Below are 18,258 nucleotides of genomic sequence, written 5' to 3'. Positions count from 1 at the left end.
TCCTGGGACCCCACCGACCTAGTACATCCGGGAAGCAACTATGACCAATCCCAAGCGCGGCGCCATTCGCGAACTGCTCGCCCTGCTCAGGCCCTTTCGAGCGATCGTGGCCGTCTCCATAGCACTGGGCATGGCCGGCGGCCTTGCCATCACCCTGCTGCTGGCCAGCATCAACAACGCCTTGCACTCGGAAAACGGCCTCGGCCAAGGCGTACTGCTGTCGTTCGGCGGACTCTGCCTGCTGGCATTGGTCAGTTCGATCGTCTCCGACATCGGTACCAGCTACGTCGGCCAACACATCATCGCGAAGCTGCGCAAGGAACTCGGCGAGAAAGTCCTCTCGGCGCCCATCGAGCAGATCGAGCGCTACCGGACCCACCGTCTCATTCCGGTACTGACACACGACATTGATACCATCAGCGACTTCTCCTTTTCCTTCACCCCACTGGCCATCGCCCTGACCATCACTTTCGGCTGCCTGGGTTACCTCGCCTACCTATCGGTCCCGATGTTCCTGCTGACAGTCGTCGCCATCGTCATCGGCACGGCAGCCCAGTACCTGGCGCGCTCCCGCGGTTTCAAAGGGTTCTATGCCGCCCGCGATCTCGAAGACGAATTGCAGAAGCACTACACCGCCATCGCTTCGGGCGCGAAGGAACTGCGCATCCACCGCCCCCGTCGCTATCGCATGCACACCGGCCGCATCAGCGAAACCGCGAACAACATCCGCGACCTCCACATCAGCTCCATCAATATATTCATCCTGGCCAAGACCTTCGGCTCGATGCTGTTCTTCGTGGTGATCGGTCTGGCGCTTACGCTCCAGGCCTACTGGCCTTCGTCCAATCCGGCCGCCATCACTGGCTTCGTGATGGTCCTGCTGTACATGAAGGGACCACTCGAACAGGTGGTGACCATCCTTCCCATCGTCAGTCGCGCCCAGGTCGCCTTCCAGCGGGTCGCCGAACTTTCCGAGCGTTTTTCCTCTCCCGAACCCCATCTTCTGCTCAGCGAACAGGAGGCCCCGGACAAGACCGTCGACAGCCTGGAACTGCGCGACGTTCGCTACAGCCCCCCCGCCGTCGAAGGCAGCGAACCGTTCCATCTGGGCCCTATCAATCTGCGTATCGCCCAAGGTGACATCGTCTTCATCGTCGGCGAGAACGGCTGCGGCAAGACGACCCTGATCAAGCTGCTGCTCGGCCTCTATCGCCCGCAGTCCGGCGAGATCCTTCTCAACGGAGAACCGGTCAGCGCGGAGACCCGCGACGATTACCGCCAGCTCTTCAGCACCATCTTCGCCGACTACTACCTATTCGACGACCTGGTCCAGGGCAAGCAGGCTTCGTTGCAGAACGCGACCCAATATCTGCAACGCCTGGAAATCGCCCACAAGGTCAGCGTCATGGACGGCAACTTCAGCACCACCGATCTCTCCACCGGGCAGCGCAAGCGCCTTGCGCTGATCAATGCCTGGCTCGAAGAGCGACCGGTCCTGGTCTTCGACGAATGGGCCGCAGACCAGGACCCGGCTTTCCGCAGGGTCTTCTACACCGAACTGTTGCCGGACCTGAAACGCCAGGGCAAGACCATCATCGTGATCAGCCACGATGATCGCTATTTCGAAATGGCGGACCAGTTGATAAGGCTCTCGGCAGGCAAGGTCGTCAAGGAAACCGAGACGGCGTGAAACTTTTTCATCCGGTTTTCCGTGGGTAAAACGTCATACTAAGAGAATTGAGAAGCGATCTCATTTATTCGCAACTTGCCAACCTAAGAAGAGCAATCACCCATGCCAGCACCACACGGTCTCAGTCCTCTGAGTAAGGCGTTTTTGATGCGCCGTGCCTTCCAACGCAGGATTCTTCCCCACTCGCTCGCCATGGCCCTGAGCCTGCCGCTGGCGGGATATGTCCAGGCGCAGGAAGTCGAGTTCGACATCCCTCCCCAGGCGCTGGGCAGCGCACTCCAGGAGTTCGGCCGCCAGGCGGATATCCAGGTGCTGTATCGCCCGGAAGAGGTCCGGAACAAGCGTAGCAGTGCGATCAAGGGCAAGCTGGAGCCGAACCAGGCGATTACCGAGCTGCTTCGTGGCACCGGCGCATCGGTGGACTTCCAGGGCAATGCGATAACCATCAGCGTCGCCGAGGCGGCGGACAGCAGCGTCGATCTCGGCGCCACCATGATCACCTCCAACCAGTTGGGCACCATCACCGAGGACAGCGGCTCCTATACGCCAGGCACTATCGCCACGGCGACCCGCCTGGTCCTGACTCCGCGCGAGACGCCCCAGTCGATCACCGTGGTCACCCGCCAGAACATGGACGACTTCGGCCTCAACAACATCGACGACGTCATGCGCCATACGCCGGGCATCACCGTCTCGGCCTACGACACTGACCGCAACAACTACTATGCCCGCGGCTTCTCGATCAACAACTTCCAGTACGACGGGATTCCCTCGACGGCCCGCAACGTCGGCTACTCCGCGGGCAATACGCTCAGTGACATGGCCATCTACGACCGGGTGGAAGTACTCAAGGGGGCGACCGGCCTGCTCACCGGTGCGGGGTCCCTCGGCGCCACGATCAACCTGATCCGCAAGAAACCTACCCATGAATTCAAGGGCCATGTCGAACTGGGCGCGGGCAGTTGGGACAATTACCGCTCCGAACTGGACGTCAGCGGCCCGCTGACCGAGTCCGGCAACGTCCGCGGCCGGGCGGTAGCCGCCTACCAGGACAAGCACTCGTTCATGGATCACTACGAGCGCAAAACCAGCGTCTATTACGGCATCCTCGAGTTCGATCTGAATCCCGACACCATGCTTACCGTCGGCGCCGACTATCAGGACAACGATCCCAAGGGATCGGGCTGGTCGGGCAGCTTCCCGCTCTTCGACAGCCAGGGCAACCGCAACGACGTCTCCCGCTCCTTCAACAACGGAGCCAAGTGGAGCAGTTGGGAGCAGTACACCCGCACCGTCTTCGCCAACCTCGAGCACAATTTCGCCAACGGCTGGGTCGGCAAGGTGCAACTCGATCACAAGATCAACGGCTACCACGCGCCCCTCGGCGCGATCATGGGCGACTGGCCGGCACCGGACAACAGCGCCAAGATCGTTGCGCAGAAGTACACCGGCGAAACCAAGAGCAACTCGCTGGATATCTATCTCACCGGCCCCTTCCAGTTCCTCGGTCGCGAGCACGAGCTGGTGGTCGGCACCTCGGCTTCCTTCTCCCACTGGGAGGGCAAGAGCTACTGGAACCTGCGCAACTACGACAACACCACCGACGACTTCATCAACTGGGACGGCGATATAGGCAAGCCCGACTGGGGTACCCCCTCCCAGTACATCGATGACAAGACCCGCCAGTTGGGCAGCTACATGACCGCCCGTTTCAATGTGACCGATGACCTGAACCTGTTCCTAGGTGGACGCGTGGTCGACTACCGGGTAACCGGCCTGAATCCGACCATTCGCGAGTCCGGACGCTTCATTCCCTACGTCGGCGCGGTCTACGACCTGAACGATACCTACTCCGTCTACGCCAGCTATACCGACATCTTCATGCCGCAGGACAGTTGGTATCGCGACAGCAGCAACAAGCTGCTCGAACCCGACGAAGGCCAGAACTACGAGATCGGCATCAAGGGTGAATATCTCGACGGACGACTCAATACCAGTCTCGCCTACTTCGAGATTCATGAGGAAAACCGCGCGGAGGAAGACGCCCTCTACAACAGCAAACCGACCAACCCCGCCATCACCTACGCCTACAAGGGCATCAAGGCCAAGACCAAGGGCTACGAGGCGGAAATCTCGGGTGAACTGGCGCCAGGCTGGCAGGTTCAGGCTGGCTATACCCACAAGATCATTCGCGACGACAGTGGCAAGAAGGTTTCCACCTGGGAGCCTCAGGACCAGTTGAGCCTCTACACCAGCTACAAGTTCAAGGGCGCCCTGGACAAGCTCACGGTCGGCGGCGGCGCCCGCTGGCAGGGCAAGAGCTGGCAGATGGTCTACAACAATCCCCGCAGCCGCTGGGAAAAGTTCTCCCAGGAAGACTACTGGCTGGTGGACCTGATGGCCCGCTACCAGATCACCGACAAGCTGTCGGCCAGCGTCAACGTCAACAACGTCTTCGACAAGACCTACTACACCAACATCGGTTTCTACACCTCGGCATCCTATGGCGATCCACGGAACCTGATGTTCAGCACTCGCTGGGACTTCTGAGCCCGACTGCGAAAAAGAACGCCCCGCAATGCGGGGCGTTCTGCTTCTCGGCTACCCCACGCGACCCATCGCCGAAGACGCCTGTCGGCACGACACCAAATGATTCCTGTACAGAAACAAAGAGCCCGCCTGAAGGCGGGCTTTGAACGGAACGGACCTGAGATCAGCGCCCGGCACGCTCCAGGGCGGCCCGGAAGCTCTGCACAAACTCAGGGTGGTCGATGATCTTGTCGTGCCGGGTATCCAGCACCCGCACCGGTTCGACACGCTCAGCCCCGATCGCCTCGGCCATCGAGCGCTCCACCGCGCTCCGCTGGATGGCATTGGTGCTGCGCGCGGCCCACCAGAGGCTGACCTTCGCCGTCAGACGCGGGTAATCCATCGCTTTCAGGCGCTCGTCGAGGATCTGTTTCAACTCCCAGGACACTTCCAGTTCGTTGCTCTGTGCGATTTCGCTGCGCAGTGTCGCGAACTCGGCGCCGATCTCCGCTTCCGCCCAGTCGCTCATCCTCGTCCAGCGCTGCTCATCGTCCGTCGTGGCGGAGCAGATCGATGACCAGGCCCGTTCGATATGCTCGGCCCGCTCCGGAAACATGACACCGAGCAGTTCCACCCGCATCTCGCCCACGGATAGGTTCGGGACTGCCTCCGGCGTCGGCCCGATCTCGTTCCAGAACGCTTCGACCCTGACCGGTGCCGGCGCATCGATCCAGCCGACGAAAGCCACCTGCCGCCCACGCTGCTCCAGCCGGGCCGCGACATCCATCGCCAGGTTGCCGCCGAGCGACCATCCCGCCAGGTTGAAAACCCCTTCGGGGTGCTCCTGCAGCAATTGCTCGGCGTATTCCGCAACCATATCGTCCCACTCCGGCACCTCGCGACCAGCGCCCAGCAGGGCACGGCAGACAACACCCTTGACCGGATGACGATCCCGCAGCGCCATGGCGAGGGTCTTGTAACAGTGCACAGAGCCGAAACTCGGATGGAACATGAACAGCGGCGAACCTTCGCGCCTGCCGTTGAGTGGCACCAGCAACGACTCACGCGCCTGCCCCTCGATGCATGCCGCCTGTTCCGCGACGCTGGCATGGGTCATCAGTTGGCTGATGCTCAGCGTAGCCTGGCAGGTATCGCCGATCCGCTCCTTGAGCATCAGCAGCAACAATGAGTGACCGCCCAGTTCGAAGAAGTTGTCGTCCAGGCCGACCCGTTCCACTCCCAGGATCTCCGCCCAGATCGCTGCGATGCGCTGCTCCAGCTCGCTACCGGGCGCTCGATAGGCCTGCTGCGACAAGCTCGCATCCGGTTGCGGCAACGCCTGCCGGTCGAGCTTGCCATTGACCGTCAGCGGCATCCGCTCCAGCAGCATCAGGTGCGCCGGCACCATGTAGTCCGGCAGGTGCCGCTTCAGCGACTCCCGCAGCGACTCCCGCAGACGCTCGGCATCCTCCGCCGAGTCCGCCACCACGTATCCCACCAGTTGCGTGCCGCCGACCCCGTCATGGGCCAGCACCACGGCATCACGTACCCCGGCCAGACCGGCGAGCGCCGCTTCGATCTCACCCAGTTCGATACGGAAGCCGCGAACCTTCACCTGGTGGTCGATACGCCCGATGTACTCGATATTGCCATCCGCCTGGAACCGTGCCAGGTCGCCGGTACGGTACAGCCGCTCGCCGGCGCCGCCGGGGAACGGGTTCGGCACGAAGCGGGTGGCACTCAACCCGGGCCGCCTCAGGTAGCCGCGCGCCAGACCGGCGCGACCGATGTACAGCTCGCCCACCGCGCCGCGCGGCACCGGGTTCAGGTCACGGTCGAGGATGTACCAGGACAGGTCCGGGATGGTCCCGCCGATCGGACTGACCAGGCCACCCTCCAGGTCGGCTTCGCTCACCGGACGGTAGGTTACGTGCACCGTGGTCTCGGTGATGCCGTACATGTTCACCAGTTGCGGCTGGCGATCGCCAAAGCGCTGGAACCACGGCCGCAGGCTCTGCAGATCCAGCGCCTCGCCACCGAAGATCACGTAGCGCAGCGCCGGCTGCTGCGTCGCCATGTCGGCGGAACAGGCCACCGCCATCAGTTGCTTGAACGCCGACGGCGTCTGGTTGAGCACCGTCACGCCTTCGCGGCACAGCAGACGGTAGAAGTCTTCCGGCGAACGGCTCACCCATTGCGGCACGATCACCAGTCGCCCGCCATAGAGCAGCGCGCCGAAGATTTCCCAGACCGAGAAGTCGAAGGCGTAGGAATGGAACAACGTCCACACGTCCCGCTCGTCGAAGCCGAACCAGGCCTCGGTGGCGCTGAACAGGCGCAGCGCGTTGCGGTGGGTGAGCAATGTGCCCTTGGGCTTGCCGGTCGAGCCCGAGGTATAGATCACGTAGGCCAGGTTGTCCGCCGATAGCGTCGGGAGCGGACCGCTCTCGGCGTAGCCGTCCAGCACCAGTCCGTCGATGGCCAGCACCTCCACCCCCGCCTGCCGTGGCAGGTGCTCGAGCAGATGCCCCTGGGTCAGCAGCAGCCGTACCCCACTGTCGTCGAGGATATGCGCCAGGCGCTCCTCTGGCGCCGCCGGGTCCAACGGCAGGTAGGCGCCGCCGGCCTTGAGGATCGCCAGCAAGCCGACCAGCATGTCCAGCGAACGCTCCAGCGCCAGCCCGACCGGCACGTCCGCGCCAACGCCGCGAGCGATCAGGCAGTGCGCCAGGCGATTGGCCCGCGCATTCAGTTCGCCGTAGCTCAACCGTTGTTCGTCGAGGATCAGCGCAACCGCCTGTGGCCGTTGCCGCGCCTGCTCCTCGAAACGCTGCTGCAAGGTGCCCTGCACCGCGCACTCGCGCTGGGCCGGGTTCCATTCGGAGAGGGTCTGCCGGCGCTCCGGGGCATCCAGCAGCGGCAACTCGCCGAGCCGCTGTCGTGGGTTGGCGACGATGCCGCGCAACAGGTTGCGCCAATGGCCGGCCAGGCGTTCCACGGTGGAGGCGTCGAACAGATCGGTGGCGTAGTCGAAGGAGGCCCAGATGCCGTTTTCGTCTTCCTGAATATCCAGCGTCAGGTCGAACTGCGCAGTCTGGCCGTCCCAGGCCAGGCCTTCCAGACGCAGGTCCTCCAACTGAACCTCGGGCGTCACCGAGCGTATCTCGCTCTGATGGTTGAACAGCACCTGGAACAGTGGGTTGTGGCTGGCATTGCGCTCCGGCTGCAAGGCTTCCACCAGTTGCTCGAACGGCAGGTCCTGGTGCGCCTGGGCCTCCAGCGCGCGTTGGCGGGCCTGTGCCAGCAGCTCGTCGAAGCCCATCCGACCGTCCAGGTCGGCCTTGAGCACCTGGGTGTTGACGAAGAAGCCGATCAGCCGCTCGGTCTCCACGCGGTTGCGATTGGCGATCGGCACACCGACACGGATATCCGCCTGCCCGCTGTAGCGATACAACAGCGCCTGGAACGAGGCCAGCAACAGCATGAAACTACTGGCGCCTTCACGCTGGGCCAAGGCTCTCACGGCCTCGACCAGTTCCCGTGGTAGCTCGAAACCCAACTGCGCGCCACGATGGCTCTGCCGGGCCGGACGCGGCCGATCGAACGGCAACTCCAGCACCGGCTGCTCGCCGCCCAGCAGGCCGGTCCAGTACGCCAACTGGCGCTCCTTTTCCCCCGCCTCCATCCAGCTGCGCTGCCACAGGGCGTAGTCCGCGTACTGGATCGGCAGGGCTGGCAACACCACGTCGAGCCCTTGGCTATAGGCGGCATAGAGCTGGACCAGTTCCTCGACCATCACCTGCATCGACCAACCGTCGGACACGATGTGGTGCTGGACCAGCACCAGTACATGGTCGTCTTCGGCCAGTTGCAACAGGTTCACCCGCAGCAGCGGCCCCCGTTCCAGGTCGAATGGCTGCACAACGATGGCCTGTATCCGTTCGATCAGGCCTTCTTCACCGAACTGTTCCCGCTCGATGGAAACGCTAACCGCAGGTTGTACCTGCTGGTACGAACGCCCTCCCTCCAGTCGGAAGCGGGTACGCAAGGTTTCATGCCGCGCGACCAGGCTGTCGAAGCTGCGTTGCAAGGCATCCACGTCCAGCCGCCCGCGTAGGCGCAAGGCACTCGGAATATGGTAGGCCGCGCTTTCCGGCTCCAGTTGCCAGAGGAACCACTGACGCTCCTGAGCGAAGGACAGTGCCAACGGTTGCTGCCGATCGGCAAGCGGTATCGTCGAGACCGCATCCGTCGTGCGTTCCAATCCCTGGGCGAACGCTTCCAGAACCGGCCGCTCGAACAACGCCTTCAGGCTTGCGTCCAACTGCTGCTCCTGGCGAACCCGAGAAATCACCCGGGTAGCCAGCAACGAATGACCGCCCAGTTCGAAGAAGTTGTCGTCCAGGCCAACCCGTTCCACTCCCAGGATCTCCGCCCAGATCGCTGCGATGCGCTGCTCCAGCTCGCTACCGGGCGCTCGATAGGCCTGTTGCGACAGGCTCGCATCCGGTTGCGGCAACGCCTGCCGGTCGAGCTTGCCATTGACCGTCAGCGGCATCCGCTCCAGCAGCATCAGGTGCGCCGGCACCATGTAGTCCGGCAGGTGCCGCTTCAGCGACTCCCGCAGCGACTCCCGCAGACGCTCGGCATCCTCCGCCGAGTCCGCCACCACGTATCCCACCAGTTGCGTGCCGCCGACCCCGTCATGGGCCAGCACCACGGCATCACGTACCCCGGCCAGACCGGCGAGCGCCGCTTCGATCTCACCCAGTTCGATACGGAAGCCGCGAACCTTCACCTGGTGGTCGATACGCCCGATGTACTCGATATTGCCATCCGCCTGGAACCGTGCCAGGTCGCCGGTACGGTACAGCCGCTCGCCGGCGCCGCCGGGGAACGGGTTCGGCACGAAGCGGGTGGCACTCAACCCGGGCCGCCTCAGGTAGCCGCGCGCCAGACCGGCGCGACCGATGTACAGCTCGCCCACCGCGCCGCGCGGCACCGGGTTCAGGTCACGGTCGAGGATGTACCAGGACAGGTCCGGGATGGTCCCGCCGATCGGACTGACCAGGCCACCCTCCAGGTCGGCTTCGCTCACCGGACGGTAGGTTACGTGCACCGTGGTCTCGGTGATGCCGTACATGTTCACCAGTTGCGGCTGGCGATCGCCAAAGCGCTGGAACCACGGCCGCAGGCTCTGCAGATCCAGCGCCTCGCCACCGAAGATCACGTAGCGCAGCGCCGGCTGCTGCGTCGCCATGTCGGCGGAACAGGCCACCGCCATCAGTTGCTTGAACGCCGACGGCGTCTGGTTGAGCACCGTCACGCCTTCGCGGCACAGCAGACGGTAGAAGTCTTCCGGCGAACGGCTCACCCATTGCGGCACGATCACCAGTCGCCCGCCATAGAGCAGCGCGCCGAAGATTTCCCAGACCGAGAAGTCGAAGGCGTAGGAATGGAACAACGTCCACACGTCCCGCTCGTCGAAGCCGAACCAGGCCTCGGTGGCGCTGAACAGGCGCAGCGCGTTGCGGTGGGTGAGCAATGTGCCCTTGGGCTTGCCGGTCGAGCCCGAGGTATAGATCACGTAGGCCAGGTTGTCCGCCGATAGCGTCGGGAGCGGACCGCTCTCGGCGTAGCCGTCCAGCACCAGTCCGTCGATGGCCAGCACCTCCACCCCCGCCTGCCGTGGCAGGTGCTCGAGCAGATGCCCCTGGGTCAGCAGCAGCCGTACCCCACTGTCGTCGAGGATATGCGCCAGGCGCTCCTCTGGCGCCGCCGGGTCCAACGGCAGGTAGGCGCCGCCGGCCTTGAGGATCGCCAGCAAGCCGACCAGCATGTCCAGCGAACGCTCCAGCGCCAGCCCGACCGGCACGTCCGCGCCAACGCCGCGAGCGATCAGGCAGTGCGCCAGGCGATTGGCCCGCGCATTCAGTTCGCCGTAGCTCAACCGTTGTTCGTCGAGGATCAGCGCAACCGCCTGTGGCCGTTGCCGCGCCTGCTCCTCGAAACGCTGCTGCAAGGTGCCCTGCACCGCGCACTCGCGCTGGGCCGGGTTCCATTCGGAGAGGGTCTGCCGGCGCTCCGGGGCATCCAGCAGCGGCAACTCGCCGAGCCGCTGTCGTGGGTTGGCGACGATGCCGCGCAACAGGTTGCGCCAATGGCCGGCCAGGCGTTCCACGGTGGAGGCATCGAACAGATCGGTGGCGTAGTCGAAAACGGCGCAAAAACGCTGCTCTTCGTCCGTCAGGTCCAACGTCAAGTCGAACTGCGCCGTCCGGCTGTCGAACTGCACGCTTTCCATCTGTAACTCGTCGAAGCGGAATGCCTGGCCGTTGCCACGGGCTTCGCTCTGGTAGTTGAACAGCACCTGGAACAGCGGGTTGTGGCTAAGACTGCGCTCCGGCTGCAAGGCCTCCACCAGTTGCTCGAACGGCAGGTCCTGGTGCGCCTGGGCCTCCAGCGCGCGTTGGCGGGCCTGTGCCAGCAGCTCGTCGAAGCCCATCCGACCGTCCAGGTCGGCCTTGAGCACCTGGGTGTTGACGAAGAAGCCGATCAGCCGCTCGGTCTCCACGCGGTTGCGATTGGCGATCGGCACGCCGACACGGATATCCGCCTGCCCGCTGTAGCGATACAGCAGCGCCTGGAACGAAGCCAGCAACAGGGCGAAGGCAGTAGCCCCCTCCTGCTGGGCCACGCGCCTGAGCGCCTGGGACAGATCAATATCCAGTTCCAGGATGAACTGGGCACCACGATGGCTTTGCCGAACCGGGCGCGGCCGGTCGAACGGCAACTCCAGCACCGGCTGCTCGCCGCCCAGCAGGCCGGTCCAGTACGCCAACTGGCGCTCCTTTTCTCCTGCCTCCATCCAGCTGCGCTGCCACAGGGCGTAGTCCGCGTACTGGATCGGCAAAGCCGGCAGCGCTACCTCGAGCCCTCGACTATAGGCGGCATAGAGCTGGACCAGTTCCTCGACCATCACCTGCATCGACCAACCGTCGGACACGATGTGATGTTGGACCAGCACCAGCACATGGTCGTCCTCGGCCAGCCGCAACAGGCTCACCCGCAGCAGCGGCCCACGCTCCAGGTCGAACGGCCGCGCGATCGTCGTCTCGACCTGCCGAGCGAGGGCGCCCTCCTCGAGCGGCCCCAACGCGACGATATCCAGCGGCAATGCCATGGATGCGGCGATCTCCTGGCGCGCCTCGTCGCCGTCGAGGCGAAAACGGGTGCGTAGGGTCTCGTGCCGCGCAACCAGGCTGTCGAAGCTGCGTTGCAGGGCATCCAGGTCCAGCCGCCCACGTAGACGCAAGACACTCGGGATATGGTAGGCCGCGCTTTCCGGCTCCAGTTGCCAGAGAAACCACTGTCGCTCCTGGGCATAGGAGAGCCGCAGGGGCTCGCCGTCCTGGCGCTTGAACACTGGCGCGATCTCGAAGAGATTGACACCTTGCTGCTTGAGCAGGACAGCCAATGCCTTCCTTTCCTGGGGGGAAAGGGAGCCCACCTTCTCTATGAGTGCTTGCACGCTACCGCCTCTTAGGAAATCAGTTTTTCAAGTTCATCGGCAGATAGACGTTTGAGCGCCTCCAGGGATTTAGCCAGAGCATCTTCCACCGGCGCGCTCTCGGCCTTGAGGGTCTCGACGCCGTGGCAGAACTCACCCAGTGTCTCCGCGGTGAACATCGACTTGATCGGCACCTCCAGGTGCAGTCGTTCGCGTAGGCGGCCAATGACCTGGGTGGCCAGCAACGAGTGGCCGCCGAGTTCGAAGAAGTTGTCGTCGAGCCCGACCTGTTGCAATTGCAGGACCTCCGCCCAGATCCCCGCGACCTGTTGCTCCAGATCGCTTCGCGGCGCCACGTAGACCTGCTGCAACAGGCTCGCATCCGGCTGCGGCAGGCCCTTGCGGTCCAGCTTGCCGTTCGGCGTCAGCGGCATCCGCGCCAGGAACAACAGGTGCGATGGCACCATGTATTCCGGCAGGCGCTCGCGCAGCGCCGTCTTCAACTGCGCCCGGCACTCCGCCTGCGCTTCCGGCGAATCCGCGACCGCCGGCTCCTGCGCCACCACGTAGCCCACCAACTGCTGGCCCACCGCGCCCGGCTGGGCCACCACCACCGCCTCGCGCACCGCCGGATGCTCGCGCAGGCGCGCCTCGATCTCTCCCAGTTCGATGCGGAAGCCTCGGATTTTCACCTGGTGGTCCACCCGTCCGAGGTAGTCCACCACCCCATCCGCACGCCCACGAGTCAGGTCGCCGCTGCGGTACAGCCGGCTGCCCGGCGCGCCAAAGGGATCCGGCACGAAACGCTCGGCGGTCAGCGCCGGACGCTCCAGGTAGCCACGCGCCACCCCTTCCCCGCCCAGGTACAGTTCGCCCGCCACGCCTACCGGCAGCAGGTTCAACTGCCCGTCGAGGATGTAGCCGCTACGGTTGCCCAGCAGCGTACCGATCGGCATGTAGGCCGCGCCGCAGGCATCGCCCGCTCGCGCTTTCCACAGCAGCGGCGTCACCACCGTCTCGGTCGGGCCGTAGCCGTTGAACAGGTACTTCGGCTTCAGCGCCCGCCACGCCAGGTCATAGCTGGCCTGCGCCACCGCGTCGCCGCCGAAGCAATACACCCGTACCGGCGGCGGATTGCCGTCGCGCTCGGCATGCTCGGCCAGTTGCTGCAGGTACACCGGCGGGAACACCCCCACCGTTACCCCGTGGCGATGCATCTCGGCGTAGGTTCGTTCCGGCAGCCACAGGCTGTCGTCGCGGATCAGCACCCGCGCGCCGTTGATCAACGGGTGCATCCAGCCTTCGTGGGAACCGTCGAAGGCGAACGACATGAAGTGCAGCTCGCAGTCCTCCGGGGTCATCTCGTAGCGCTCGCCGGTAGCCACGATATGGGCGATCAACGGACCATGGGACACCGCCACGCCCTTGGGCATGCCGGTGGAGCCGGAGGTGTAGATCACATAGGCCAGGTTGTCGCCGTGCAGCGCCACCTCTGGATCATGGGCGGGGAAGCCGGCCCACTCCTCCTCGCGATCCACGGACAGACAGGACAACCCCTCGGGGATCGGCAGACGCTCCAGCAGGTGGCTATGGGTCAGCAGCAGGTGCGCGCGACTGTCCTGCATCATGTACAGCAGGCGCTCGCGCGGGTATTCGATATCCAGCGGCACGTAGGCGCCGCCGGCCTTCAGTACCGCCAGGAACGCCACCATGATCTCCGCACTGCGCTGCATGGCGATCGCCACCCGCACCTCGGGGCCAACGCCTCGGGCGATCAACACATGGGCCAGGCGGTTGGCCCGGCTATCCAGCTCGGCGTAGGTGAGCTTTTCCTCGTCGAAGATCACCGCCACCGCATCCGGCGCCATACGCGCCCGCTCGGCCACTCGCTGGTGTACCAGCGGCGTTGCCGGATAGCCCGAGCCGCTGCGGTTCCAGAGCTGCCCGATGACTTCGCGCTCCTCGCGGTCGAGCATGTCCAGCTCTCCCAGGCGAGCGTCAGGCATCGCCAGGATCGCATCCAGCAGGTTCTGCCAATGCCGTACCAGGCGCTCTGCGGTCGAAGCATCGAATAGATCGGTCGCATAGACCAGCGCCGCCCAGATGTCCGACTCGGACTCACAGGTATCCAGCACCAGGTCGAACTGCGCCGTATGGCTTTCCCACGCCTGCTCTTCGATGCTCAGTCCCGCGACTTCCGGCAAGCCGTGCTCGCCCCGCTCCGCCTGGTAGTTGAATAGCACCTGGAACAGCGGGCTGTGGCTGAGACTGCGCTCCGGTTGCAAGGCTTCCACCAGTTGCTCGAACGGCAAGTCCTGGTGCGCCTGCGCCTCCAGCGAGCGTTGGCGAACCTGGTGCAGCAATCGGTCGAACCCCATCTGCCCATCGATGTCGGCCTTGAGCACCTGGGTGTTGACGAAGAACCCGATCAGTCGCTCGGTTTCGACCCGGTTGCGATTGGCGACCGGCACGCCGACACGGATATCCGGCTGACCGCTGTAGCGATACAGCAGCGCCTGGAACGACGCCAGCAGCAACATGAAGGTACTCGCACCCTGCCGTTGGGCAAGCGCCTTCAGCCGCCTGGCCCGCTCGGCGCCGAGTTCGAACTCCAGCCGCGCGCCGCGAAAGCTCTGCTCCGCAGGACGGGGACGATCGAACGGCAGCTCCAGCACCGGCTGTTCGCCACCCAGCAGGCCGATCCAGTACGCCAACTGGCGCTCCCTCTCTCCGGCCTCCATCCATTCGCGCTGCCAGACGGCATAGTCCGGATACTGTATCGGCAGCGCCGGCAGGGCCGCTTCGCGCCCCTGGCTGTAGGCGGCGTAGAGCTGGACCAGCTCTTCGACCATCAACTGCATCGACCAACCGTCGGAGACGATATGGTGCTGGACCATGACCAGCACATGGTCATTCGGAGCCACTTCGAACAGACTGATCCGCAGCAACGCATCCGCCCGTAGGTCGAAGGGCCTGGCCATCTCCGCTTCGACTGCCGCCCTGAGCGACGCGTCATCGACATTCGCCAGACTATGCCGGGAAACCTGCAACTGCCCATCGGCATCCACCACCTGAACGGTACGCAGGCCTTCCTGGCGGAAGCGGGTACGCAACGACTCGTGACGCTGTGCGAGGCGCTCGAAACTGCGCTGTAGCGCGACGACATCGAGGCCGCCGCGCAAGCGCAGGGCGGCGGGAATGTGATAGGCCGCGCTCTCCGGTTCCAATTGCCAGAGGAACCACTGGCGCTCCTGTGCATAGGACAACGGCAGCGGCTGCTCGCGGGTAACGGGCATGATCGGCGGAACCTCCGCCGGTTTCTCGCCCAGGCTCTCGACGAATCCCTGCAGGACCGGCTGCTCGAAAAGGCTCTTCAGGCTGACTTCGATACCGAGATCCTGGCGAATCCGCGAGACCAGGCGCGTCGCCAGCAGCGAGTGTCCGCCCAATTCGAAGAAGTTGTCGGTAAGGCCGACCCGTTCGACGCCCAGCAACTCGCCCCATATCGCGGCCACGTCTTTCTCCAGCGCGCTCGCCGGCGCCATGTGGTCGTGTTGCATCAGGCCGGCATCCGGCTTCGGCAGCGCCCGACGGTCCAGCTTGCCATTTGGACTGAGCGGCATCCGCTCGAGGAACAGCAGGTGCGAGGGCACCATGTAGTCCGGTAGCGAGGCCCGTAGCGCTGTGCGGATACGCTCGCGCAAAGCCGGCTGGCGAGTCTCGTCCTCGCCCCCCTCAGCCACCAGGTAGGCCACCAGTTGACCGTCCAGCGCAAGAGCCGCCGCTTCGCGTATTCCCTCCAAGTCCAGGAGGCGGGCTTCGACCTCCCCCAGCTCGATGCGGAAGCCGCGGATCTTCACCTGATGGTCGGCACGCCCCATGTACTCGATCACGCCGTCACCGCGTCGGCGCGCCAGGTCGCCGGTCCGGTAGAGCCTTGAGCCCGGTTCGCCGAAGGGGTCGGGCAAGAAGCGCTCGGCGGTCAAGCCGGGCCGATCGTGGTAGGCACGGGCCAGCCCGGCACGGCTGGCGATATAAAGCTCGCCTACCGCCCCTACGGGCAGTAGGCCGAGATGTTCATCCAGCACCAGCAACGTACGGCCGGGTAGCGCCTGGCCGATAGGACTGGCATTGCCCACCCGGGCGTTCTCGGCGGAACAATCGAAGACGCTGGACACCACCGTGGCCTCGGTCGGTCCATAGGTATTGAGCAACCTCACCCGGCCCATGCCGGCTTGCCGCCAGAGCTTCGGCCCCTCCAGTGGCATGGCTTCGCCACCGATGTGGATCTGCCGCAAGGCACCGTAGGAACGCCGTGGCTCGGCCAGGGCATCGAGCAGGAACAGGTTCCAGTACGCCGTGGGCAGGTCGGCAAGGGTCACGCCCTGCTCGACTATCTGCCGATACAGCTCACCGGTATCCCAGAGGTCGCCGCCACGCAGGACCACGCAGGCACCACGGGTCAGCGCCGGATAGAGCTGTTCGACGAAGCCGTCGAAGCTCAGGGTGGCGAACTGCAATATCCGATCCTCCGGGGTGAGCGCGGAATAACCACTGGCGATACGCGAGAACTGCGCAAGCGCCGCATGACTGATGGCCACGCCCTTGGGTTTTCCGGTGGAGCCGGAGGTGTAGATCACATAGGCCAGGTTCTCCGGCCGCAGGTTCACCACCGGATCATCCGTAGACACCGATGCGTCCCGTTCCAGGCGGTCGATGGAGAGCACCTCCAGCCCTTCGTGCAAAGGCAGCCCGGGCAGCAAATGCTCCTGGCTGAGCAACAGGCCGACGGCGCTGTCCTCGAGCATGTGACGCAAACGGTCCTGCGGATAGGTCGGGTCCAGCGGCACATAGGCACCACCGGCCTTGAGGATCGCCAGCAGACCGACCACCATGTCCAGCGAGCGCTCGACGGCGATTCCCACCAGCACATCGGGACCGACGCCACGCGCTATCAGGCAGTGAGCCAGACGATTGGCGCGGGCGTTGAGCTCGGCGTAGCTCAACGCCTGCCCCTCCAGCGCCAGTGCTTGCGCCTGCGGACGCAGACGGGCCTGCTCCTGGATCTGCAACTGGACCAGGGGCGGCAACCCACCCTCGTCGGCGTTCTCTGCCCAGGCCCGCAACAGGCAATCGCGCTCCTCGTCCAGCAACAGCGGCAACTCGGCGACCGGCCGGCCCGGTTCGGCCACGATGCCGCGCAGGAGATTCTGCCAGTGCCGAGCCAGGCGCTCGACGGTCGAGGCCTCGAACAGATCCGTGGCATAGCCGAACGATGCCCAGATACCGTCCTCGGCCTCGTGCACGTCCAGCGTCAGGTCGAAGGCCACGGAGCTGCTCCGCCACTCCATCCGCTCCAGCGACAGGCCTGGCAGTTGCACGCCCTGGTTGGCCGAACGAGAGTCGGCCTGGTGATTGAACATGACCTGGAACAACGGGTTGTGGCCGAGGCTGCGTTCCGGCTGCAAAGCCTCCACCAGTTGCTCGAACGGCAGGTCCTGGTGCGCCTGTGCCTCCAGCGCGCGCTGGCGGGCCTGGGCCAGCAACTCGTCGAAACCCATCCGGCCATTGATGTCGGCCTTGAGCACCTGGGTGTTGACGAAGAAACCGATCAGCCGCTCGGTTTCAACCCGGTTACGGTTGGCGATAGGCACGCCGACACGGATATCCGCCTGTCCGCTATAGCGATGCAACAGCGCCTGGAAGGAAGCCAGCAACAGCATGAACATGGTCACACCCTTGCGCTGAACCAGCTGTTTCAAGGCAAGGGCCAGGTGTGGCTCCAGCTCCAGGTCCAATTGCGCTCCACGATAGCTGCGCAGCGGCTGCCGCGGGTGATCGAGGGGCAACTCGATCACCGGCTGCTCGCCGCCCAGCAGGCCGGTCCAGTACGCCAACTGGCGCTCCTTTTCCCCCGCCTCCATCCAGCTGCGCTGCCACAGGGCGTAGTCCGCGTACTGGATCGGCAGGGCCGGCAACACCACGTCGAGCCCTTGGCTATAGGCGGCATAGAGCTGGACCAGTTCCTCGACCATCAATTGCATCGACCAACCGTCGGAGACGATATGGTGCTGGACCATGACCAGCACATGCTCGTCGGCGTCCACCTCCAGCAAAGTCACCCGCAGTAACGGTCCCTGTTCGAGATCGAAGGGTCGTGCGATCTCCGCCTCGACCCGCTCCAGCAATCGCTGTTCGTCGAGTCCCCGTTGCACTTCGACTTCGAGCGCCAGCGAGACGTCGGCGGAGACGACCTGCACCCATTCATCACCCATCCGCGCGATCCGCGTGCGCAGGCTTTCGTGCCGCTCGACGAGCGCCGCGAAGCTGCGCTGCAAGGACGCAATGTCCAACCTGCCGCGCAGGCGCAGGGCGGTAGGAATGTGGTAGGCGGAACTCTCCGGCTCCAGCTGCCAGAGGAACCACTGCCGCTCTTGGGCATAGGACAGCGGCAGGTTGTCCATCTCCTGGCGAGTCTGCGGGATCGGCAGGCGGGCGAAGCTCATGCCCTTGGCCTGGACACGCTGAT

The 18,258-nt window shown here is 64.6% G+C and carries 4 protein-coding genes; 2 read left to right on the top strand and 2 right to left on the bottom strand.

Annotation, left to right across the window (positions count from 1 at the left end):
- Window positions 1-40: 40 nt before the first annotated feature.
- Both pvdE and fpvA read left to right on the top strand, forming a co-directional pair.
- Complete coding sequence (gene pvdE, locus ACI766_RS13570) at window positions 41-1,690, top strand: pyoverdine export ABC transporter PvdE (protein WP_003103601.1); 1,650 nt, start codon at window positions 41-43, stop codon at window positions 1,688-1,690.
- Between the two features lie 102 nt (window positions 1,691-1,792).
- Entirely contained in the window at window positions 1,793-4,240 is a 2,448-nt protein-coding gene (fpvA, locus tag ACI766_RS13565; RefSeq protein WP_004349900.1) for a ferripyoverdine/pyocin S3 receptor FpvA, read from the top strand.
- Window positions 4,241-4,403: 163 nt separating this feature from the next.
- On the opposite strand, the gene pvdD is transcribed toward fpvA, so the two are convergent.
- Both pvdD and ACI766_RS13555 read right to left on the bottom strand, forming a co-directional pair.
- Window positions 4,404-11,750: a pyoverdine non-ribosomal peptide synthetase PvdD gene (pvdD, locus tag ACI766_RS13560; RefSeq protein ID WP_269973684.1), complete on the bottom strand. Its 7,347-nt coding sequence runs from the start codon at window positions 11,748-11,750 to the stop codon at window positions 4,404-4,406.
- An 11-nt stretch (window positions 11,751-11,761) separates the two neighbouring features.
- On the bottom strand, window positions 11,762-18,235 hold the full coding sequence (locus ACI766_RS13555; protein WP_076939084.1) for a non-ribosomal peptide synthetase: 6,474 nt from the start codon (window positions 18,233-18,235) through the stop codon (window positions 11,762-11,764).
- Between the last annotated feature and the right edge of the window lie 23 nt (window positions 18,236-18,258).

Origin of the sequence: Pseudomonas sp. DL, assembly GCF_047199225.1 — a bacterium.
GTDB lineage: Bacteria > Pseudomonadota > Gammaproteobacteria > Pseudomonadales > Pseudomonadaceae > Pseudomonas > Pseudomonas aeruginosa.
The sequence above is the reverse complement of the archived record's forward strand: the minus strand, read 5'-3'. Positions and strand labels throughout refer to the sequence as shown.